The 20,522-nt window shown below is 59.9% G+C and carries 20 protein-coding genes and 2 pseudogenes; 18 read left to right on the forward strand and 4 right to left on the reverse strand.

The window, feature by feature from the left end:
• Window positions 1–52: 52 nt before the first annotated feature.
• From XH85_RS25430 to istB, 7 genes and pseudogenes are all read left to right on the forward strand, one after another.
• Window positions 53–400, forward strand: a pseudogene (locus XH85_RS25430) (helix-turn-helix domain-containing protein); the annotation flags it as partial.
• 124 nt (window positions 401–524) lie between these two features.
• Window positions 525–1,367: a tyrosine-type recombinase/integrase gene (locus tag XH85_RS25435; protein ID WP_245473793.1), complete on the forward strand. Its 843-nt coding sequence runs from the start codon at window positions 525–527 to the stop codon at window positions 1,365–1,367.
• Window positions 1,289–1,747: a tyrosine-type recombinase/integrase gene (locus tag XH85_RS46870; protein ID WP_245473794.1), complete on the forward strand. Its 459-nt coding sequence runs from the start codon at window positions 1,289–1,291 to the stop codon at window positions 1,745–1,747. Before XH85_RS25435 ends, XH85_RS46870 begins: the two co-directional genes overlap by 79 nt.
• Window positions 1,744–2,688 (forward strand): tyrosine-type recombinase/integrase, encoded by a 945-nt coding sequence (locus XH85_RS25440; protein ID WP_128930217.1) that lies wholly within the window; start codon window positions 1,744–1,746, stop codon window positions 2,686–2,688. Before XH85_RS46870 ends, XH85_RS25440 begins: the two co-directional genes overlap by 4 nt.
• Complete coding sequence (locus XH85_RS25445; RefSeq protein ID WP_128930216.1) at window positions 2,678–3,673, forward strand: tyrosine-type recombinase/integrase; 996 nt, start codon at window positions 2,678–2,680, stop codon at window positions 3,671–3,673. Before XH85_RS25440 ends, XH85_RS25445 begins: the two co-directional genes overlap by 11 nt.
• Before the next feature lie 127 nt (window positions 3,674–3,800).
• Window positions 3,801–5,000, forward strand: a pseudogene (istA, locus tag XH85_RS25450) (IS21 family transposase); the annotation flags it as partial.
• A gap of 11 nt (window positions 5,001–5,011) precedes the next feature.
• Window positions 5,012–5,755, forward strand: a complete 744-nt coding sequence (gene istB, locus XH85_RS25455) for an IS21-like element helper ATPase IstB (protein ID WP_128930215.1) — start codon at window positions 5,012–5,014, stop codon at window positions 5,753–5,755.
• Window positions 5,756–6,319: 564 nt separating this feature from the next.
• Here istB and XH85_RS25460 read toward each other — a convergent pair.
• Window positions 6,320–7,513, reverse strand: a complete 1,194-nt coding sequence (locus XH85_RS25460; protein ID WP_128931969.1) for an IS91 family transposase — start codon at window positions 7,511–7,513, stop codon at window positions 6,320–6,322.
• A 9-nt stretch (window positions 7,514–7,522) separates the two neighbouring features.
• Window positions 7,523–8,383 carry a tyrosine-type recombinase/integrase gene (locus tag XH85_RS25465; RefSeq protein WP_164940742.1) on the reverse strand — a complete coding sequence of 287 codons (861 nt, stop codon included), beginning with the start codon at window positions 8,381–8,383 and terminating at the stop codon, window positions 7,523–7,525.
• Between the two features lie 238 nt (window positions 8,384–8,621).
• Between XH85_RS25465 and XH85_RS25470 the strand changes: the two genes are divergently transcribed.
• The 10 genes from XH85_RS25470 to XH85_RS25520 all read left to right on the forward strand — a co-directional run bounded on the left by XH85_RS25470 (window position 8,622) and on the right by XH85_RS25520 (window position 18,345).
• The gene (locus tag XH85_RS25470; protein WP_128933995.1) at window positions 8,622–8,837 is read left to right on the forward strand and encodes a hypothetical protein; all 216 of its coding nucleotides are present in this window, start codon (window positions 8,622–8,624) and stop codon (window positions 8,835–8,837) included.
• Between the two features lie 362 nt (window positions 8,838–9,199).
• Window positions 9,200–9,601: a hypothetical protein gene (locus XH85_RS25475; protein ID WP_128933996.1), complete on the forward strand. Its 402-nt coding sequence runs from the start codon at window positions 9,200–9,202 to the stop codon at window positions 9,599–9,601.
• 1,555 nt (window positions 9,602–11,156) lie between these two features.
• Window positions 11,157–11,348, forward strand: a complete 192-nt coding sequence (locus XH85_RS25480; protein WP_128933997.1) for a hypothetical protein — start codon at window positions 11,157–11,159, stop codon at window positions 11,346–11,348.
• 1,541 nt (window positions 11,349–12,889) lie between these two features.
• Entirely contained in the window at window positions 12,890–13,357 is a 468-nt protein-coding gene (locus XH85_RS25485; RefSeq protein WP_128933998.1) for a hypothetical protein, read from the forward strand.
• A 63-nt stretch (window positions 13,358–13,420) separates the two neighbouring features.
• Window positions 13,421–14,686, forward strand: coding sequence for a hypothetical protein (locus tag XH85_RS25490; protein ID WP_128933999.1), 1,266 nt, complete (start codon window positions 13,421–13,423; stop codon window positions 14,684–14,686).
• A gap of 770 nt (window positions 14,687–15,456) precedes the next feature.
• On the forward strand, window positions 15,457–16,194 hold the full coding sequence (locus tag XH85_RS25500; RefSeq protein ID WP_128934000.1) for a hypothetical protein: 738 nt from the start codon (window positions 15,457–15,459) through the stop codon (window positions 16,192–16,194).
• A gap of 142 nt (window positions 16,195–16,336) precedes the next feature.
• The gene (locus XH85_RS25505) at window positions 16,337–17,230 is read left to right on the forward strand and encodes a 3'-5' exonuclease (protein ID WP_128934001.1); all 894 of its coding nucleotides are present in this window, start codon (window positions 16,337–16,339) and stop codon (window positions 17,228–17,230) included.
• Between the two features lie 245 nt (window positions 17,231–17,475).
• Complete coding sequence (locus tag XH85_RS25510) at window positions 17,476–17,676, forward strand: hypothetical protein (protein ID WP_128934002.1); 201 nt, start codon at window positions 17,476–17,478, stop codon at window positions 17,674–17,676.
• Window positions 17,677–17,688: 12 nt separating this feature from the next.
• On the forward strand, window positions 17,689–17,958 hold the full coding sequence (locus tag XH85_RS25515; protein WP_128934003.1) for a hypothetical protein: 270 nt from the start codon (window positions 17,689–17,691) through the stop codon (window positions 17,956–17,958).
• Between the two features lie 126 nt (window positions 17,959–18,084).
• Window positions 18,085–18,345 (forward strand): hypothetical protein, encoded by a 261-nt coding sequence (locus XH85_RS25520; RefSeq protein WP_128937418.1) that lies wholly within the window; start codon window positions 18,085–18,087, stop codon window positions 18,343–18,345.
• 252 nt (window positions 18,346–18,597) lie between these two features.
• On the opposite strand, the gene rnk is transcribed toward XH85_RS25520, so the two are convergent.
• Together rnk and XH85_RS25530 are read right to left on the reverse strand one after the other, a co-directional pair.
• Window positions 18,598–19,011 carry a nucleoside diphosphate kinase regulator gene (rnk, locus tag XH85_RS25525; protein WP_128934004.1) on the reverse strand — a complete coding sequence of 138 codons (414 nt, stop codon included), beginning with the start codon at window positions 19,009–19,011 and terminating at the stop codon, window positions 18,598–18,600.
• Between the two features lie 17 nt (window positions 19,012–19,028).
• On the reverse strand, window positions 19,029–19,511 hold the full coding sequence (locus XH85_RS25530) for a GreA/GreB family elongation factor (RefSeq protein WP_128934005.1): 483 nt from the start codon (window positions 19,509–19,511) through the stop codon (window positions 19,029–19,031).
• Window positions 19,512–20,214: 703 nt separating this feature from the next.
• Here XH85_RS25530 and XH85_RS25535 point away from each other — a divergent pair.
• The gene (locus XH85_RS25535; protein WP_128934006.1) at window positions 20,215–20,502 is read left to right on the forward strand and encodes a hypothetical protein; all 288 of its coding nucleotides are present in this window, start codon (window positions 20,215–20,217) and stop codon (window positions 20,500–20,502) included.
• Window positions 20,503–20,522 lie beyond the last annotated feature (20 nt).

Raw genomic sequence — 20,522 nt, forward strand, 5'->3', positions numbered from 1 at the left:
CCGCCTTTCGGCTTTGCGAAGGGGGACCTGGATGCCGACGGAGAGGCTTGCGATGCGCCACGTGCGCGATGTGATCAGATTGAAGTCGGCGGGAATGTCGACCCGTGAGATTGCGCGGCGGGTGGGGACGGCCCCATCGACGGTGCGGTTGACGATCCGCCGGTTCGAGGCGGCGGGGCTGAGCTGGCCGTTGACCGACGACATCACCGACACGGAGCTGGAGGCCCGGCTGTTCGCCAGCGCGGGAGCCGGGCCCGGCACGCGGCGGGGCCATCGCCGGCAGGCGGAGCCGGATTGGGCGGCGGTGCACCGCGAACTCCGGCGCAAGCACGTGACGCTGGCGATCCTGTGGGAGGAGTACATCGCGGGCGAACCCGGCGGGTATCGCTATTCGCGTTATGTTGCGGCCAGATTTATGTTGTGCAAGGAGCGATAATTGCGGGGAGCCTGAGCTCTGCGGGCATTGTTCACGCAACATAATTCGACGTCTGGGTAGCGAACCTTTTGTCCAATGGAGGCTCGCTATGGATCAGACGATATATTCCATTCCCTTGACCGTACCCCACCGTGATGACGCGCCATTCACCGACGAGCGGTACCGGTACCTTCGCCACTGTGCAGAAGCCGGTGCGACCGCAGCTTCTCTCAAGATCAAGCGCAACGAGCTGTTGCGGATTGCCGCACGTCTCGGTCCAGATGCTTCGCAGGGCATCGATATCGAGGCACTCCAACGGATCGCGACCGAGCGTCTGCGCCTGACGGGGGCTGCCACCGCAGCACGAAGAGTGGTCGACATCGGACGGCCTTGGCTTCGATTTCTCGGTTGGTGGCGTGAACCAACCGTCGTGTTTCAGTACCAGAGCCAACTCGACCAGTATGTGACATGGATGCGCAATGAGCGCGGATTCTCGCCATCGACGGTGGAGCAATGGAGCCGGATAATCGGCAGGTTCCTGCGCTGGTGCGACAAAACCAACCGGCAACTCAGGGACCTTCAGCCTGAAGACGTTGACGCCTATTTTGTCGCCCAGGCGACGGGACGATGGTCCCGCGTTTCGGTGGCCAACACAGCCTCTGCCTTGCGGGGATTTCTGCGCTACGCGGCAAAGCGGGGAATGTGTACGGACCGCTTAGCGGCCTCGATTTGCCGGCCTCGGCTTTATCGTCAGGAGTCGCTGCCGTATGCCCCAGATTGGTTCGACGTGCAGCGCATGTTGGCCGACGCCGAGACTGACAACCCCGGGACATCCGCGATCGTGCGATCCTGCTGTTGCTCGCGGTCTACGGGATGCGCAGCGGCGAAGCGGCGGCATTGCGCCTTGATCAGATTGACTGGGCCGGTAGGACGCTACGGCTTTTCCGCCTGAAGCGCCGGCAGCCGCAGATCTATCCCCTGGTTCCCTCTGCGGCTGAGGCGCTCGCCCGCTACATCGACACGGTGCGGCCGCTATCATCGTGCCCGGAAGTGTTCCTCTGCATGCACGCGCCCCGTCGACCGTTGAAGGCAGGGAGCATTTATGATGTCGCCAACCGCAGATTTGTTGCACTTGGAATCGACGCTGCCCACCGCGGTGGCCATGCGTTGCGCCACGCCTGCGCCTCCCGGCTTCTCGCCGAAGGTCTGTCGATAAAGGAGATCGGGGACCATTTGGGACATCGCAGCGCGGCGTCAACCAGCATCTACGCCAAGGTGAACATGCAGGCGCTTCGCGAGGTCGGAGCGTTCGACCTGGGAGGCCTCCAATGAGGCTGACCCATGTTGTCGACGCCTATCTGGCCAAGCAGCGCTCACTGGGGGCGCGTTTCGAGTCGGCTGAGGTTCTGCTCCGTAGGTTCTGCCGAGCGATGGGCAATCGAGATATCGGCGAAGTCACCCCAGAGGCGGTAGCCGAGTTCCTCCAAGGCAAAGGATCGCTCAGTGCCACCTGGATGCTGCGATATAGGGTTTTGAGCGGCCTTTATCGATTCGCCATCAGTCGCGGGTACGCAGCATCCTCCCCACTGCCGACATCGTTTCCAAAGCTGCTGCCGCAACAAACGCCCTATGTTTATTCCACGGAAGAACTGCGCCGCCTGTTGGACGCGACCTCGATCCTGGAGGTTGGGCATCGCCCTCATGTGCCAGCTATGTACCGTACGCTCCTCTTATTGCTGTACGGAAGCGGCATGCGCATTGGCGAGGCGCTTCGTTTGGTCCTGCAAGACGTGGATCTGACTGATCAGGTCATCACCGTCCGTGACACGAAGTTCTTCAAAACGCGCCTCGTGCCTATCGGACCAAAGCTCAACCAGGAATTGGTCGAGTACGTCGAGCGCCGTCGCCGGCTCCCTCTGCCGCGCGGGCAAGAATCTCCATTATTCACTACGCGCGGCAGTCGACCGTGGCACTATGTGCGGGTCATCTCCTGGTTTCAGCATGTCCGCCGGGCCGCCGGAATCAGTTGCCCTGTCGGCGAGCCTCGACCTCCACGGCTGCACGATATTCGCCACACAGCCGCGGTGCACCGGGTAATTGCATGGTATCGCTCCGGCCAGGAGGTGCAGCGACTGCTTCCGCAACTCGCCACCTACCTTGGCCACATCGATATCCGTTCAACCCAGCGCTATTTGCAGATGACGCCAGATCTCCTCCAGGCGGCCAGCGAGCGCTTTGCCCTGTACGCGATGGAGGCCGACCATGAAGGATAAGAGCCTGCTTGGTCCGTGGATCCGGCGGTTCTTGCTGGAACATCTGGTCGCCGAGCGCAATCTTTCCCGCAACACCCAAGCCAGCTACCGCGACACGCTGACATTGTTGCTGCCGTTCGCCAGCAAGCAGGGAGGCTGCGCCATCGATCGCATGACCGTGGAAGAGCTGACGCCGGAAGTCGTCCGCAAGTTCCTGGACCACCTGGAGCGCGATCGCCGGTGCAGCGAGGTTACCCGCAACCAACGGCTGGCGACCATCCATTCACTGGCGCGCTTTATCGGGACGCGTTCGCCGATCCACCTGGCCTGGTGTTCCGAGATACGGGCAGTGCCGTTCAAGAAGACGGCCAAGACCGCGATCGGATACCTCGAAAAGGCCGAGATGGACGCGTTGCTAAATCAACCTGACAGACGCACGAGTCTTGGGGTGCGGGACCATGTTCTGCTGCTTTTCCTATACAACAGCGGTGCTCGCGCCGATGAGGCAGCAAAATTGACGGTCGGCAATCTCCAACTGGGTGCGTCTCCGTCAGTGCGACTTCACGGTAAGGGCAACAAGGTTAGAATCTGTCCATTGTGGTCAACGACCGCAACCTCGTTGACTCGTCTTGTGGCCGACCGGAACAAAAGTGAAGCGGTCTTTCTCGGGCGGACGAACCAGCCTTTGACGCGCTTCGGAATACACCGTCTCGTGACGCAATATGCCGCCATGGCGGGCGAAACGGTGCCGACGTTGGCGACGAAGCGCGTAAGCCCACATACGGTTCGGCACACAACGGCGGTGCACCTGCTGCGCGCCGGCGTCGACATCAACACGATCCGTGCTTGGCTGGGCCACGTGTCATTAGACACCACGCACATCTATGCTGAAGTCGACCTGGAAATGAAAGCAGAGGCGTTAGCCAGGGTCGACATCAGCAGTCTGAGGCCGCCGCCTCGGCAACCCTCTCTCCCGTCGTTGATGGCATTCCTGAAGGCCCTGTAGGTCGAAAGGTCACACTCTTATGTTGCGGAGCGAGCCGAGGAAATTGGCGCAATCCTTGGCTCGCTCCAGCAGCGACAACATAAATCTGGCGGCAACATAACGCGAAATATGTTCACGATCACATATTTCGCGCTTCTGCGAGCTTTACCGCGCCTGGGAAGGCCGCCTGTCGGTGACGATGCGCCAGTCGCATGCGGCCGGCGACAAGCTGTTCGTCGACTATGCCGGCGACGGCGTGCCGGTGGTGATCGACCGGTTCACCGGCGAGCGGCGCGCCGCGCAGATCTTCGTCGCGGTGCTCGGCGCATCGAGCTTCACCTACGCGCAGGCGACCTGGACGCAGGGGCTCGCCGACTGGATCAGCGGCCACGTCGGCGCCTTCGAGGCGATCGGCGGCGTGCCGGCGCTCTTGGTGCCGGACAACACCAAAGTCGCGGTGATCAAGGCCTGCCTCTACGATCCTAGGATCAATCGCAGCTACGCCGACATGGCGGCACATTACGGCACCGCCATTCTGCCGGCCAGGCCGCGACGGCCGCGGGACAAGGCCAAAGTCGAGCAGGCGGTCCTGATGGTCGAACGCTGGCTGCTCGGGCGGCTGCGCCACCGCACCTTCCACAGCCTCGCCGACGTCAACGCGGCGATCGCCGAGTTGATGATCCGGCTCAACGAGGAGCGACCGATCCGGCGGCTCGGTGTCACCCGCCGCAAGCTATTGGAGGAGATCGACCGGCCGGCGCTCAAGGCCTTGCCGGAGAGCCCTTACGTGTTCGCCGAGTGGCGGATCTGCCGGGTCAGCATCGACTATCACGTCGAGGTCGAGGCGCATTACTACAGCGTCCCGCATCGCTTCGCCCGCGCCGAGGTCGAGGTCCGCTTCACCGCCCGCACCGTGGAGATATTCCACAAGGGTGAGCGGATCGCCGCGCATCAGCGCATGAGCGGCAACCACAAGCACACGACCGTGCCGGAGCACATGGCGTCCAGTCATCGGCGCCACGCCGGCTGGACCATCGAGCGCATCCGCAAGGACGCCGCCTCGATCGGACCGGCCACCGCGGCGCTGTGCGACCTGATCCTCGATGAACGCACGCACCCCGAGCAGGGCTTTCGCGCCTGTCTCGGCATCATCCGGCTCGCCCGATCCTACGGGCACGAGCGGCTCGATGCCGCCGCCATGCGGGCGATCGACATCGGCGCGCGCACCTACGGCTCGGTCAAATCGATCCTCGCCAACAATCTCGATCGGCGGCCTTCACCCAAGCGTCCCGCGGACGACGCGCCGATCCTCCATCCCAACATCCGCGGGCCGCGCTACTACAACTAGGAGATCATGCCTTGCTCACGCATCCGACCCTCGATCAACTCCATCAACTCGGCCTTCACGGCATGGCCAAGGCCTTCGCCGACATCGAAGCCGGCGGCGAGGCTGCCAGCCTCGGCCACGCCGAATGGCTCGCGCTCCTGCTCGAACGCGAAGCCTCACTGCGACGCGACAAGCGGCTCTCGAAGCGGCTGCAATACGCCAAGCTGCGCCAGCAGGCCTGCGTCGAGGACATCGACTATCGCACCCCGCGTGGCCTCGACCGCAGCCTGCTGACGATGCTGGTCGAATGCCAATGGATCGATGACCACGCCAACCTTTTGATCTGCGGGCCATCCGGCGTCGGCAAGAGCTGGCTCGCCTCCGCGCTCGGCAACAAGGCCTGCCGCGACAACCGTTCCGTGCTCTATCAGCGCGTCCCGCGGCTGTTCACCGATCTCGCTCTGGCGCGCGGAGACGGCCGCCACCCCCGTCTGTTGCGTGCCCTCGGCCGCGTCGATCTTCTCATCCTCGACGACTGGGGCCTCGAGCCGCTCGATGCCACGGCCCGTCACGACCTCCTGGAGATCCTCGAGGACCGCTATGGCCGCCGCTCCACCATCGTCACCAGCCAACTCCCCGTTGATCAATGGCACGCGCTGATCGGCGACCCCACCTACGCCGACGCCGTTCTCGATCGCCTGGTCCATAACGCCCACCGGATCGACCTCAACGGCGAGAGCATGCGGCGAACCCGCAAACCCGGCCGGAAGGCCTGAGCCCGTGGCGCTGTGGACATGCCGCTGCACTTGGACAACGCGAAGGGCGTTGCCCACATGCCCACAGCAGGAGCAGCAGAAAACAACCCCTTCGAGCCGCGATTCAAGATTGACCACGCGGCTCCGCCGATGCCAGAAACCAGACTGCCAGAACGCCTCCCGCCCCGGGCGACATCAAATCGGAAAGGTGGGCGAGATCATCTCGGAATACTGGAGGGTTCAAATAGGTCCCGCGTCACAGATCTCGCCGCAAGTCCAGCGCGGGACCTATTTGAAGCTGGATTGAACGAAGCCGCGTCTTGTGAGCGCGGACCTATGGGGGTTCGATCTAGGCGCCGGTAGGCGCGATTGACCCGATGTCGGGCCCGCGAGCGAGTGTGGCCGCAGATTGTCGCTGATGTTGGCAGCAAAGGATGCCGCCGTCGATAGCGTCGAACGGCGCGTCAAGCCCAGGCGGCTGACTATCGCCCGTTCGGCGGGCGTTGTGAGCGTGCTTGATCGTTCCGACGGAGAACGTCGGCAGGGCAGCGCGTGCAGTGGGAGCGGACAAGTCGAGGTCGTCGGTCATGATGTATCGCAGCGAGGTGCTGCGCGTCGCTGCGCTGGCGCACGCGGCACAGGTCCAATCTCGACCATGCGGCCTCCGCAGATGGGGCACAAGTCGAGGCGGTGACCAAGGAGGATGGCGCAGCGCTCACGATAGTTGACAGCTTCGGCAGGCGGAGGTGGCTGCGGCGCGTCAAGCGCCGCTCGGATGCGCGCGAGTTTGGCGGCGCGGCAGGCGTTCGCCAGGAAACCAAAATGACGGATGCGGCGGAACCCCTTCGGCAATATGTGGAGCAGAAAGCGACGAAGGAACTCCTCAGTGTCGAGTGTCATCACTTTGGATTTGTTGCCAGCGCGATAATCCTTCCACCGGAAGCGGACGTGGCCCTGGTCACAGCTAAGGAGCCGGCCGTTGGCGATCGCAACGCGATGGGTGTAGCGCCCAAGATAGGCCAGAACCTGTTCTGGTCCGCCGAAGGGACGCTTGGCGTAGACGACCCACTCGACCTTGCGGAGGGCGTTTAGATGGCTGGCGAATGCCGCTGGCTCGACGAGGTGCGCGAGATGGCCGAAGAATTGGAGCTTGGTGCCATCGAACGCCGCCTGCAGGCGCTCCAGGAATAGCCGACGATACAATCGTGACAGGACGCGAACGGGAAGGAAGAAGCCGGGGCGACAATGAACCCAGCTTCCATCAGGGGCGATCCCGCCGCCTGGCACGAGGCAATGGGCATGTGGATGATGCGTCAGGGTCTGGCCCCAGGTATGGAGAATGGCGATCATCCCGGTCTCGGCACCGAGATGCTTCGGGTCGGCGCTGATGAGACGGATCGTCTCGGCTGCTGCCTTGAGCAGGATGTCGTAGACCACCGCCTTGTTCTGCAGCGCGATGGCGGCCACGGGCGCCGGCACGGTGAAGACGACATGGAAATAGGGGACCGGCAGCAGGTCGGCCTGGCGCTCGACGAGCCATTGGGCGCGCGCGAGCGCTTGGCACTTTGGACAGTGCCGATCGCGACAGCTGTTATAGGCGACGCGGACCAGGCCGCAGTCGTCGCACCGCTCGACGTGGCCGCCGAGCGTCGCTGTGCGACACGCCTCGATGGCCGCCATCGCACGGCGCTGATCGGAGGACAGCCGAGGACCCTGCGCGGCACGGAACGCGCCGCCGTGGCGGCGGAGGATGTCCGCCACCTCGAGCACGGGGCGCATATGCGCAGCTCAGTCGGGTGGGATCACCCTGACGGAGAGTCCATCGAATGGGCTGGTCGTGCGGGCGAGCAGATTGGTCGCGACCTGAGCGTAGCGCGCGGTCGATCCCAGCTCGGCATGTCCGAGCAGAACTTGAATGATGCGAATGTCGATCCCGCTTTCCAGGAGATGGGTCGCAAACGAGTGCCGGAGCGTATGGACAGTAATCGGCTTGGCAAGCCGAGCGCGGCGGCGGGCGGCGCGGCAGGCCGCCTGGACGCAGCGGACGCTGACATGTTCACTGGGGTCTTGGCCTGGAAATAGCCATAGCCCCGGTCGGGCTCGCATCCAGTACGTGCGCAGAATCTCCAGCAGTCGCGGAGAAAGCATCGCGTAACGATCCCTGCCGCCCTTGCCGTTCTCGATGTGGATCAACATTCGTTTGCTGTCGATCGAGCTCACCTTCAGGCGGACGACTTCACTAGCCCGTAAGCCAGCCGCATAAGCCGTCGCCAGCACGACGCGATTGCGCACCCCTGTAACCGCGTCCAGGAAGCGCTCGATCTCTTCGGCACTAAGCACGAGCGGGAGCTTGTCAGGCTTCTGGCCACCGATGATCCGCTCGAATGCCTCCGTCTGCCCGAGTGTGACGCCGTAGAAGAACCGCAGCGCGCAGGCCACCTGATTGATGTGGGACCACGAACGCTTTTGGCCGATGAGATGCAGTTGATAGGCGCGGACCTGCTCGAAACTCAACCGGTCCGGGGCGTAGCCGAAATGGCGGCTAAACTTTGCGATCGCATAGATATAGGATTGTTGAGTCGACGGCGACAGATTGCGGACCGTCATGTCCTCGATCATGCGCTGCCGAAGAGGGCTCATGGTAGCCATCTGGGTCTCCTGTCTTGAGAGGGGTGGTGCGAAGACCAACATCCTCTCAGACAGGACACCTCAGTTCACCAGGCTTGCCCCCACTCCCGCGTAGCGGGTTCGTTCAATCCTGGGCGAGATCAAATCGGAATACCCGGGCGAGATCATCGGAATCGGCACCTCTGAGCCCCTCATTCAATCTTGACTTGTCTAGAACATAATGCGAACATTGCCTAGCTAATCTGTTCGGTTCTTCCCAATGCCTGAAGCGCTCGCTCCGAAGCTCCAATCAGACGCGCAGGCTTTGGAGACGGCTGCCGATCAGGCGATAGCAGCTTGCGGCGGTGACGCGCGCGAAGCTGTGAAAGCGCTGTTGATCGCGAACGAGTTTTTAGAGCGCGAGATGGAAGAGCGCGTGTCGCGCGGATACGTTCGCGGCATGAAGCACGGCCGGTTCTCTACCTATTCAGGTTGAGCCTCGGATACTGATGCAAGATCATTTGGGTTCCGAGTGCCTTCTCGCGATCCCGAGCAGCCTCCGCCGGACGACGGCGCTCTATAGCCTGGTCCACCGTGATTTCTTCATGGTCGAACCCAACCTGATCAGCCAAGTGTTGGGATCATCACCCATTGGCGCACCATGACGACGGCGAGTCCACCTTACCATAAGCTTCTGTCGAGGTCTGCAATGTGCCGCTTCCGAGACTCTCATTTCGCTGCTCCCTAGCATTTCTCACACCAAGTTTGAACTGTGAACCAACTCACACGTCAGGTGAATGTTGAGAAGTATGCTCGCTGTGCGCGCGTTACTGGAATGCGAAACAATGGAGCCAACCGATGAATGTTGCGATCGATAAATCGAAACTGGCTAACACCGAAGAAGAATATAGAGCGCTGGTCAACAGCGATGCGAACTGGATAGCGAGAACACCGGAAGATGTTCGCAAACTCCGCAGTTCGCAAGAAAGTCCTCTCTCTAAGCTATCCGATGCAGATTTCGAAGCGTTTTTCACCTCCCTTACTTACGGGAACGGCGGCATCTCTGGTGGCTCCTATCGGCCGCTTATGGGAGGTCTGACCATCAAAGAAATCTTTGATGTGTTCGCCAGCTTCGGAATGGCAATGAAGTACGCGCTGGATAACCAAGAAGCGAAATGCCAGAACGGCTCATGTGTGTATGAATGGGGCAGCTTTTGCTCTCATGTCACATGCATACCGCAGAAGAAGCCGCCAAATTGAGTGCTGGGGCTCGTGATTTCCCCATCACGGACTTCGGCCTATCTAAGACTGAGGTCGCTTGTTGGCGGCCTCTTTCTATTCCTGCCTAAATCGTCAAGGCTCTTAGTGACGCCGGTGGTCACCACAGCCCCTGGTGGAGCAGCCCCAGCCTACCCTCAAAAGCCATCCTGTAGCCGTCTCTCCGCCCTCGGCAGTTTCGCAGTAAGCGTAAACGTTCCTCGCCTTAATGGTGCCGCTGGACTGTTTGGACCCCGATATCTACTTTCGCTCGGAAGACTTCGGCGCGCGCGGGATGCGCAGGGCGCGTATAAATCAGAAACCGCGTACCCGTATAACTCGAAGACGCGGCATAGATCCAATCGCAAGCGCAACCTCAGGAACGCATCGCGTCGATGGTGTGGGCGATCAGGATCGCTATGCTGACGCCGATAAGAATAACGAGAACCCAATTTAAATACACGTTCGCCTCCAATCTTTGGAATTGAACGCGCGCAATTGTGCACAGTCAAAAACAACCGGCCGAGATTATTAATTTCGGCTTTGGGCTGAGGATTCAAGGTAACTGTTGCGTCCGCTGTCGGCCCTATCGATGGAATGCCATGAACAGAAGAAACCCGACAACGCACGCCGCGAGTGAGAGCAAGTAAACACCCACGACACCCCCCGACTCACCTCGAACTAGGGATTTAATTGGGAAGTCGCACTATCCGATCGTCAAGCCCAAGCTTCCAAGAAGCGGTTGATATGCCCTATAACCCGGCCGGTCGCAGCGCTAATGGCTCGGAGGGATAGCCGGCGGTCCGTCGGGCAGGCACGGGGGAGTGTCTGCGCTGATAACGATCGCTGATAATGATCGCTGATAACGATATTCTAGCTTCAAATAAGCAAAATAAAACATTCTGTGATGGAGATTAAATAAGACTTCAATCCCACTCTCAAGACCTCGGGGTCGCAACCAGCGCATTCGAACCGAGCTTCGCGCTCGCCTTGCCGCCGCCGTTTTCCACACTTATAGGCAAACGACCTCGGTTTGGGAGCCGAGGTCGCCAACCCTTGGGGTAGGTTTGCTCCCGACGGGGGCTTTTGACTTGGGGATTGGTCGGGAGCTTGGATTCGACTCGGAATCGGGAAAGTCGTTCCGCTTGCCACAAAATAAAACGGCCCCGGCGTCCGTTCGCTGGGGCCGCTGCATTTCTGGATGCCAATCCGACAGCTTGCGGGTCATTCCGAGGGCTCGCCATTGCGAACCGGCGAGTACCGCTGTTATCCCTCGAGGGTGCTTGCACAGGAACGTTTAGCCCCGCCCGGCGTCGAATGGCGACAAAACCCGCGGTTCGCCCATGGACAGAGCGGTTGCTTATGCGATTTCGACTTTAATCGTCCTCTTCGGCGTCTGGATCATTGCTGCCGGCCTGTCCTCCAGCTCTGATCGTCGTCGGGCTCGTCCCCATAGTGATCGGGCTTGTAAGCGCTTTCGGTCCCATCTGATGGGTTCGTCCCCTTCCCGAAGCGGAACGGCACCAACGCCCCTCGAGTTGTCTTCAGAGAGGCGATCGTGGATCTAACCGAGATTGAGCGCGCGTTCTTAAGGCAGCTGTCTTCCGAACCGTGGATCAGCACTCCGCTGTTCGATCACGATCTCGTCGCGCGGCTGGTGGAGCTAGGTATGGTTGATGCAATCCCCCAAACATCGGGCGACACCGAATACCGCATCACCGCGGAGGGTCGCGCGGCTTTGAGCGGATAGCGGTGCCTCTCACGAGCTGCCTGCGCTTCTCTCTCAAAAGCTTGGTGACATTCTGCCGTTAATTCAGCGCGTCGTCCCTTGCCCATGCCTCGCAGAATCCGGTCGGCCATCCGGTAACCCTTGCGCCGCGCTCTCTGGCGTGACTGATTGCACTCTACTGGCATGGTCCTTGCCAATCCCAGCCTATCTCCGTCGGTCCTGGCAGGGAGCCGTTTCGCGATGAAACAGAAATCTCGAGTCCCAAAGCCGCGCAAGCCTACTCTGGCACACATGGTCTCCGATCTGGTGAGATTGCGTAAAGCCATGGAGGACCTTGAGGGGCTGAGAGAGAAGGTCCGTCTAGCCGAAGCCGCTCGCGTATTGCACTAAGATTGGCGCGTTTGAGGCGAGTTGAGAAATCCATTCGCCTCCGGGGCGGTTCGGCGTGCTTTAGTCGCTCGCCGCCACCCGTAAATTTCCCAATATCGCTCGCATCGAGCTCATTCGATCATTTCGAAATGAGATCGTCGAAGCCAAAGGAATGGACTGACGCTGAGCGGAAGCGGCTTGCATGGCTGGCGCGTCGTCGTGTCGTGTCGGAGATAGCGGCGGCGCTCGGTCGGCACACCGGATCCGTGAGGCGAATGGCGCGCGCAATGGGTCTCATTCTGAAAAAATAATCTTGCCCACCTCTAGCCTGATCTCTTGCGCTCGCCCCATGGTCTCGGCCAGCATTCGCAATCTGGTCGACCCGGGACGGAAGGCAGAGCCGGATGAGCGCGATTGATGCTAATGACGAGGAATGGGACGAGATCGCCGGGCTTCTCGTTTGTCACCGATCCGGGAAGCAGGTGCATTGGAATGAGCACATTCCGGGCCGCTGGAAGAGGCATCATTCGCTCAAGGCTAAACGGCGCTGCCAGAACTCACCCGGCGTCTACCGTCTCGTAGCTCTCAGCGAAAATGGAGAGCCTGCCCCGTTGTTCCGCTTGTGCGGCAAAGATCTTACCGGCACGCTTTATATTGGCGCGGAGGGAAGGACGTTTGCTCTTGGTAGTAGAGTGCACGCGCTCGTGAACTCTCTACTTCCGAAAAGGCGAGGACAACATGTGGCGGGCCTGCGACTCCGACGGCACGCAACGCTTTCTGATCTGTTTCCAACGCACCAGCTCGCGGTGACGTGGTGCTACTCGCAGCTTCCAATGTACGCGGAGGGGCTCCTCTTCGAGACCTATTTCGCTTCGTTTGGGGATCACCCGCCTTTGAACTTTCGTGTACCCAATCGTTAGACCGACGCAGATTTCATCGCTCATCGTCCTGAGAGCGTGGCTACTACGCCCTGGGTTGAATAACTACTGCGCGCAAAATCCGCTGAACTATCTGATGCAAGCCACTGTGGCGCTCAAGAACGAACTGACCGCCCGAGCGCGCTGACCGAACATGAACGGCATCGGCCGACGCACCGCGATCTCCATGCTCATGCTGTCGGTCGTGGCAGTCGTTTGGAGCCTGACGCTTTGAAGCCTTGCTCTCGCTCTCCGATTGCGCGAGCATCATCGCTGATGACTATGCACATCGAGAAACTAGCGTGGGCCGTCGGATTGCTGGAAGGCGCGAAACGCATTATCGCGGCCGATCCGTCCGCCACAATTCAACAGATCGGTCTCTCTCTCTACCTCCTTATTGGCTTCAGCATAGAGAATGCGTTGAAGTCCGTTATTGAAGAGAACGGACAGCTCAGCGGAAAACTCAAACACTCTCACAATCTCACGGATCTACTTACGAAGGCGACAGATTGTGGATTGTCTCTCACGGCTGAAATCGACGAATTTATCCGAGATGTGTCTCGCTACCACGCGGAGTTCGCATTCAGATATCCTGAGAAAGCTGGGTGGGTGACCCTCTACAATCCCGAACCAGCGGTGCGAATGCTTGAGGACTTTCTCACGATCGTCACCCGCACGAAAAACCTGGCCGACATTTTTGGCTGGAAGCCAAATATGTCCGATTTCCTTCGTGGCCAACGCTGATTGCTTTAGTATCATCTTGCGCTCGCCTTGCGGTTGGGGAATCGTTGGCGAGGAGAGAATCAAATGACGGCCGAAGTCTGCCTGATGAACCGGCTCGCGATCGTCCTGGCGGCCGACAGCGCGACAACCGTCACGCATTGGGCGGAGCGAGGCAGCGAGCAGCGATACTTCAAGGGGGCAAACAAGATTTTCCAGCTATCGGACCATCATCCGGTAGGGCTGATGATTTTTGATTCCGCCGACATCCTGCGCGTGCCCTGGGAGATTGTGGTAAAGACTTTCCGGCAGGAGCTCGAGAAGAAGTCGTTCAATTCTCTCGCCGACTATGCTGCCGAATTCTTTTCTTTCCTTGAAAAGAGCCCTCGCCTCTTTCCGATAGAGGTACAGAAGTTAGTTTTCTTGGATGCTGCGCGCTCCGCTGCGCTGCGCCTGGTCACCAGAGCTGACACACCGGGGCAGTCGCCTGCGGACCGGCTTGCAGAGACTGACGCGATGATTTCCGCGCGGTTGGTCGAGCTGAGCGCGAAAAGCCTCCCCGCAAACATTCCGCAAGAGCATGTCGACCAGACCATCGCGCTTTGGCGCGATGACTTGATCAAGCTGTTCGACGAATGGAAGGACGCCTTTGCTTCAAGCTTCCCGAGCGATCTCGCCGCGTTTGCTGAGCTCGGCATTCTGGAGGTTTTTAAGAACCCGGAGCAGCAGATGGGCGCGACAGGCCTGGTATTTGCTGGATTTGGCGACCACGACATTTTCCCAGGCTTTGCTGAATATCGATCGAGCGGGATTCTAGCCGGCAAACACGTCGCGACCGAGACCAAGCGGGTTAGTATCACTCATGACACTCCAGCTTGGCTCGACTCATTCGCTCAGACCGATATGAGCGACACGTTTTCGCTGGGGATAAGCCGCGACGTCTACATCTCGGTTATGAACACGGTCAACAGCGGGCTTCGCGAGTTCGCAAACGACGTTTTCAACGCTGCCGGTGGCAATGGCCCCATCCCGAATCTTCAAAACCACGTCAGTAAGGCACTGGACGCGATGGGCGACTCAATCATGGCTAACGCGCGGCGCGAGCATGCTATCCCGTTGCGTCGCGTACTTGGCGTGCTGCCGGTCGACGAGATGGCAGAGCTGGCTGAAACCTTGATCAACCTTCAATCGTTGAAGGAGAAGGTGACCAGGAATTCGGAGACCGTGGGAGGCCCTGTCGACGTTGCGATCATCACAAAAAACGAAGGCCTCCTATGGGCCAAGCGGAAGCACTTCTTCGATATTAATTTGAATTCTAGGTTCGCCTTGCGCCAACAGGCCCGGCTGGTCTAAAGGAGTTCCCATGGCACAGACAGCGCTTAAGGAACCGGTTGTGGACAGGCCCGCTCAGTCGCCGCGTGCCCGCGACCCTGAAAGCGAACGCATTGCCCGCGAGAGCGCGGAACGCTACCAGCGATATGCGAATGAGGTAAATCGCACTCGCGATTCGGATATTGAAAAGGCTCTTCGGAGCTAAGCCCTCATCGGCACAACGTTGTCGCCCTTCTCCGTGGGCGGGCTGGCGCAATAGGTCGCCCAGTCGGCCATCATCTGCCGGCGCTTCTACCGCATGTCGCCGCGGCGATAAGCAGCCTCCACCTTGTCGGGGACGGTGTGCGCCAGGGCCATTTTGGACATCTCGTTCGGGTAGTCGACTGCTCGGTGCACCAGTCCTTGAAGGTCGACCGGAAGTCGTGCGGCACGGCGTCTCTGTGGAGCTTGCGCGGCCGCCCCTGCCCGCCAACGGGCCCCGAAAGCGTCTCCAAACTCGCCTCGATGGCTGCGCGATGTCCTGCTCGACTCGGGCGATCGACGAGCGGTCTTCGAAGTCCGTGCTTGAGTTCGAGCCCACCGCCAAGCCCCGTGCCGACCGCCCCCTCCGGCCTCCGCCTTGCTGCGGCGCACCTAAAGCCTGCCGCCGGCGCTGGACACGAGGTGCGTAGAGGTAGCCCGCGGCCGCCTTAGACTTTTTGCCTGAGGATCGGGCCTAAGACGCGCAAAGTGCCCTTGCTCTCGCGCATCGGTTGCGCTTGCATAGCGCCTTTCGACGGGGGCATTTCAACATGCGCATTTTGGTGATTGTGGCGGCTTGCGCCACGCTGGCTGGCTGCATGACAGCCGGCGAGACTGTTTCATTCAAGGCGTCCAATCCGCAGCAACAAGCTCTTATGCGGGATGGGCAACCTGCCCTTGTCTCTCGACAGAAAAGCTCTGTGGTGCTCGTTCGACCGGCATCCCGTCAGCTGCAAGCGAACGGACGGCCCGTGTTCGTGGTGGGCATCAATAATTTGAGCCGACAGCCTGTCGAGTTTCGAGTCGGACAAGTAGAGGCGATCCAACACGCCGCCGGGTCGGACTTCGAAATGAAAATCGTGACCTATGAGATGCTGGTTCAGGAGGAAAAGAACCGGCAGGTTGCCGCCGCGCTTCTAACCGGCGTGGCCGCCGGCGCCAACGCATACAGCGCCTCTCGCGCTGGTTACGGCAGCTACACGACACCGAGCGGCCGAACCGGCACGTTCTACAGCCCGACAGCAGCGGCCATTGCTCAAGGCAACGCAGCGGCTCAGAATGAGGCGATGATATCTGCGACGATCGAAACTGGTCAGCGCAACATGGCCGTGCTCGAGCAAGCGGTGATCAAAGACAATACGCTCCTGCCCGGCGAATGGTATGGAGGTCAACTGCACCTTGCGCCGCCGACCGACCAGGGCGGAGCTCAAAAGAGCTACACGATCGTGATCACTGTTGGGCCCGACCGTCATGTCATTGACGTCGCTCAAGGGCCGGCTGGGGTGTAGCCGGCTCCGTCTGGGAGGCCTTAGTCGCGTCCAATTGGGGGGCGTTTCGGCGTCCTATCTGGTTGTAGGTCTTTGATCCGGGTTAGCCTTTGCCCAACGCACCGCGCGCGTGGGAGCCGTCGCCGAAGGATTGCAAAGTACGATGCTTGAGAACGACCTAACCTTAGCCGCCATGGCCGAGGTATTGGCAAGGTCCAACGACTATCGCGTCCTTCGGCGTTTGGCGCGTAGAGAGACTTTTACCCCATCCAATGGAGCGCCGACTAGAACCGGCATTCTCATCGACGTCGAAACTACAGGTCTGGATCACCAGAAGGACGAAGTCATCGAACTCGGGATGGTCAAGTTCGACTACTTGGCCGACGGTCGCATCGCCGGCCTCCGTGATGTATTCTCCTCGTTCAATGAGCCATCCGCATCAATACCGTCGGACGTCACTGCCCTAACGGGCATCACGGACGAAATGGTCGCTGGACATCAGATCGACGGGAACGTCGTGTCATCGTTCGTCGAGGACGCCGTGATCGTCATTGCTCATAACGCGGGGTTCGACCGCAAATTCGCGGAACGCTACTGGCCAGTCTTCCAGCGCAAGGCCTGGGGATGCTCTGCAACTGAGGTAGAGTGGCGGAAGCACGGCTTCGAAGGTTCGCGGCTGGGTTACCTGTTGAATGGCGCTGGCTTCTTTCACCAAGCCCATAGGGCCGTCGACGATTGTCATGCTCTTCTCGAGATACTAGCCTTCGAGCTACCGACTGGGTGCTCTGCACTAGCTGTGCTGCTCGAACAGGCTCGCAAGAAGAAGATGCGAGTTTGGGCGGAGCAATCGCCGTTTGATTTAAAGGACGCTCTCAAGCGGCGGGGCTACCGATGGAGCGATGGGAGCGATGGACGGCCACGATCCTGGTTCATCGACGTGGATGAGAGCCAGCTTGACGCGGAAATTGCGTTTCTCAGGGGCGAAATCTATCTCCGCGATATCGAGCCTCGCATGCAGGTCCTGACGGCATTCGACCGATTTTCAATCAGGTCGTAACGAATGGGCTCGCAATGCCGGAGATCCCGCTAATGCGACTTGGGTTGTTCGCAGCTCTGACTCTCGCCTTATCGGCGCTCGCCTCCCCTACCTTTGCCGCCATCGATCCGGCGACTGGACCTAGGTACATGGGTCACGCCTCAGCAGATCGCGACCAATGGCAGAGAATTGATTTCCGTTCGGAGTGGCTCGCCGTCCGAACGGCGCCGCACATCAAGGTGGCAATCCAGACCAGAGGCCCGAGCATGCAAGGTCTCATCCGCATTCCCGGCGCGCCGGCGTCCAACTTCGACACTGGAAGGGGGCTGACAGTGGTTGACCTAATCAATGTCGGCGACGAGACCAGGGGTTATGCAGAGATCGTCGCATTGGAGATTGTGTTCACGCAGACGTCGCCGGGCCAATACTACCAGGTCTTCGCGGTCGACTACGGCAGAGGAAATTAGGCTCGCCGAGCGATGATTGTGACTGAAATCCAAGACCAGGCGATTGCCGCCCGAATGGCGCTGATCGTCGGTGCAGATCGGTTCGATGGGCTCTTCCGAGCTGTCCGGTTCGACGAAGTGGACGGCGATATCCTCTACGTCTATGCACGAGACGAGGATGCCGCGGCCGAGATGGAAGACGAGTTCGCGCTGCCGATTTCGATCATCGCCTCGAAGATCCTTGATCGCCCGATCAATGTAGTACTCGTTCTTCCTCGGCAGCTCATGAAATCGGGACAATAGCTGTCCAAGCCCTCACTGGAACAGGTGGACAAGGCTAAGCCTGCACATTTGCGAATCCCTGCTGTGTGCTATGCGCCGGAACGACGGGCCTGGATGGCGATTCCTTCCGCGTCAATGGAGTTCGTGATGTTGATGTTCCGGGAGCGACGCCCTGCTTATCGCACGATCGAAGGCTGGGCTCGGTCGGTGTTGTTGGAAGCTGGCGCCATTCGTGAATGCGAGGAGCACGATTGGATGCAGGACCGCACTGATCCGCATGCTCGTGATCGCGCTTTCAAAATTGCTGGAGAGACGCCGCCGCCCGGGGTCTCACCAGAGGCGGCTGCCGTCGCCGTAGCGGAAGTCCTGGACGGGATCGGTGACACTTGTCCCGAGTGTCTCTCCTAAGAGAGGCACTGAAGACAGCGACTAATCGGTTCAGGATTCCACCTCGACTGCGACGAGCACCCATCATGCCAGCCCATTCCGTGCGGCCGTAGGATCCATCTCGATCAGAGACCGAAAGGGGCCGCGTCAGAAGTTGGACCGTCAAGCCGTGAAGAAGGTCACCAGATATAACATGGCGGCCAAAGCAACAGTGATTCCGATGACTGTTAATGCGGCCTGTTTGGTTGAAACATCCCGCATCGCAGGCCTCCTTCAGTTGGACACGCCCAGCACCGTCAAGGACCGCTTGTTGTGGCCCGGCGTCTGAAATTCGATGGCTTGGCCAACCGACAGGCCGATCAATGCAGCGCCAACGGGCGTAAGAACGGAAACCCTCTTTAGGGTTATGTCTGCTTCGTGCGGATACACCAACACCACGTCCCGGACCTCACCGGTCCTATCATCGCAGAACCGGACTTGCGAGCCCATGCGGACCACCTCTCGCAGCTCGGAATTGTCCGCCACCACGCGTGCACGCTCCATCTCCTGTGCAAGAAAATGGGCCACACGCGGGAAGAGTGTCGCGCTCGAACGCGCCAGCGCATTTAGCCGCCTGGCCTCATCCTCGATCACCGTGATAGGCGGCAATACGATTTCAGGCTTGCTCTTGCGGTTGGTCTTGCTCATCTTCTTGTCTCTCCTTCCTAAGCGGCCGATGGTCCCGGGTCATCATCATCAAAGAGCTTTTTGCTCTGCATCGGATTGCTAAACAGAACCCGGACAACATCATTCGGATCAGTTCGACTGACGCCTTCGATCCTGACGACGTTGGTCCGCCCAGCGGTGAAGAAAGGGATTTCGCTTCCGACCTTCAGCCCCACCAATGCCGCGCCCAACGGCGACATCACGGGGATTTGGGTGCGCTCGGACGTGTAGTCTTCGGGGTACACCAGTTGCCTCGTCTCAAGAGGGAAGCCCCAGTTGATCCAGAATGTCACCCAGGAACCCATGGTGACAATGCTGTCCAATCGGGCCGCACAATCAGGGACGATTTCCGCACGCTGGATCTCACTCAACAGAAAAGGTGCATCCACGTCGGCTTGAGCTGCGCCCACGCGCGCGAGCCGTTCCAGGCGGCGGTGCTCAGAGACCGACAGAGTGACCTTGGGGATAGAGGGAATGCTCATGACATGATTCCTTGTTTGGCTTCCCACGGGGAAGCCACACTCCAAATCTGGTTGATGAAGGAAGATGTATCCGGACGACACCAATTGCCGTCCGGCTAAGCTCCTGCTTGGAGCCGCCCAGCGCGCAAACAACGCCGCGCAATGCGCGGGTCGATTTCGAGGACGTGGATCATGTCATCTCCAACATAGGGCCTTCCGCCCGAGCCTGCATCGCGACCAAAGCGCGCACTCTATTCCGCGTGGGAGAGCGTCAGCGCCAAGCATGCAGCGGTATTGAAACGTGCCTAGTGAAGGTCTGATCAATGTCCGCTTCACGCAACAAGCAGCGCCGGAGTGCCCGCTATTAACCTCCCGCCGATTCATTCGACCCTCATCGCAGCGTGAGGACGAGCACATTCGGGCCAGAATGGCCAGAATGGGAAGTCTCGCGCGTTCTGTAGTTTCATTTTCTCGGGAGCACCCACATCGTTTTCTCGAGAACACATGGCCGGTCATTGGAGCGAAACCGCAGTCGAAAGACGACTAGGCCAAGTTCGTCATGTTCGATTAGCCAATCGCATTGACCGATTCCGCTATGGCCACAGACCGCATTATCGATATCGTGCGCGGGCACCTAGCGGCGCAGCTACGGAACAAAGTTAAACTGCGGGATTCGCGGAACGAAGAGGCTCGTCAGTCTTTCTCTGGCTTTCGGGAGGTACCCATGACTTCTCAAGCCAGAGAAGGCGCGTGTGCGTTCGCTTGGCGAAATTACTTGCTGCTCCATAGCGGCATCAGCGAGAACGATAACAGGCGCTTCGCCCTCTATCACTACGTCGCCGGTCTGCGTGGTGCCGGCGAGGATGATTTTGATCTTTTGCAAATAGCGGCAGTCGCTTACTTGAACAAACTAGACGAATTGCACGACGACCGGTGCGCGAGACTCGCCGCGGACCAAATTCTGGCCGGCTGTTTAGAATCACGGAGTCCACAACCCGGCACTCAGCTTTAGGCGATAACAACAGAGCGAAG

Source organism: Bradyrhizobium zhanjiangense (assembly GCF_004114935.1).
Taxonomy (GTDB): Bacteria; Pseudomonadota; Alphaproteobacteria; order Rhizobiales; family Xanthobacteraceae; genus Bradyrhizobium; species Bradyrhizobium zhanjiangense.

Excerpts from the sequence above, each read along its gene's own strand:
- XH85_RS25435 (WP_245473793.1), top strand. The coding sequence starts at position 525 with ATGGATCAGACGATATATTCCATTCCCTTGACCGTACCCCACCGTGAT.
- XH85_RS46870 (WP_245473794.1), top strand. The coding sequence starts at position 1,289 with ATGCGCAGCGGCGAAGCGGCGGCATTGCGCCTTGATCAGATTGACTGG.
- XH85_RS25440 (WP_128930217.1), top strand. The coding sequence starts at position 1,744 with ATGAGGCTGACCCATGTTGTCGACGCCTATCTGGCCAAGCAGCGCTCA.
- XH85_RS25445 (WP_128930216.1), top strand. The coding sequence starts at position 2,678 with ATGAAGGATAAGAGCCTGCTTGGTCCGTGGATCCGGCGGTTCTTGCTG.
- XH85_RS25460 (WP_128931969.1), bottom strand. The coding sequence starts at position 7,513 with ATGCGCCCCGTGCTCGAGGTGGCGGACATCCTCCGCCGCCACGGCGGC.
- XH85_RS25465 (WP_164940742.1), bottom strand. The coding sequence starts at position 8,383 with ATGGCTACCATGAGCCCTCTTCGGCAGCGCATGATCGAGGACATGACG.
- XH85_RS25470 (WP_128933995.1), top strand. The coding sequence starts at position 8,622 with ATGCCTGAAGCGCTCGCTCCGAAGCTCCAATCAGACGCGCAGGCTTTG.
- XH85_RS25475 (WP_128933996.1), top strand. The coding sequence starts at position 9,200 with ATGAATGTTGCGATCGATAAATCGAAACTGGCTAACACCGAAGAAGAA.
- XH85_RS25485 (WP_128933998.1), top strand. The coding sequence starts at position 12,890 with ATGACTATGCACATCGAGAAACTAGCGTGGGCCGTCGGATTGCTGGAA.
- XH85_RS25490 (WP_128933999.1), top strand. The coding sequence starts at position 13,421 with ATGACGGCCGAAGTCTGCCTGATGAACCGGCTCGCGATCGTCCTGGCG.
- XH85_RS25500 (WP_128934000.1), top strand. The coding sequence starts at position 15,457 with ATGCGCATTTTGGTGATTGTGGCGGCTTGCGCCACGCTGGCTGGCTGC.
- XH85_RS25505 (WP_128934001.1), top strand. The coding sequence starts at position 16,337 with ATGCTTGAGAACGACCTAACCTTAGCCGCCATGGCCGAGGTATTGGCA.
- XH85_RS25510 (WP_128934002.1), top strand. The coding sequence starts at position 17,476 with ATGCAAGGTCTCATCCGCATTCCCGGCGCGCCGGCGTCCAACTTCGAC.
- XH85_RS25515 (WP_128934003.1), top strand. The coding sequence starts at position 17,689 with ATGATTGTGACTGAAATCCAAGACCAGGCGATTGCCGCCCGAATGGCG.
- XH85_RS25520 (WP_128937418.1), top strand. The coding sequence starts at position 18,085 with ATGTTGATGTTCCGGGAGCGACGCCCTGCTTATCGCACGATCGAAGGC.
- rnk (WP_128934004.1), bottom strand. The coding sequence starts at position 19,011 with ATGAGCAAGACCAACCGCAAGAGCAAGCCTGAAATCGTATTGCCGCCT.
- XH85_RS25530 (WP_128934005.1), bottom strand. The coding sequence starts at position 19,511 with ATGAGCATTCCCTCTATCCCCAAGGTCACTCTGTCGGTCTCTGAGCAC.
- XH85_RS25535 (WP_128934006.1), top strand. The coding sequence starts at position 20,215 with ATGACTTCTCAAGCCAGAGAAGGCGCGTGTGCGTTCGCTTGGCGAAAT.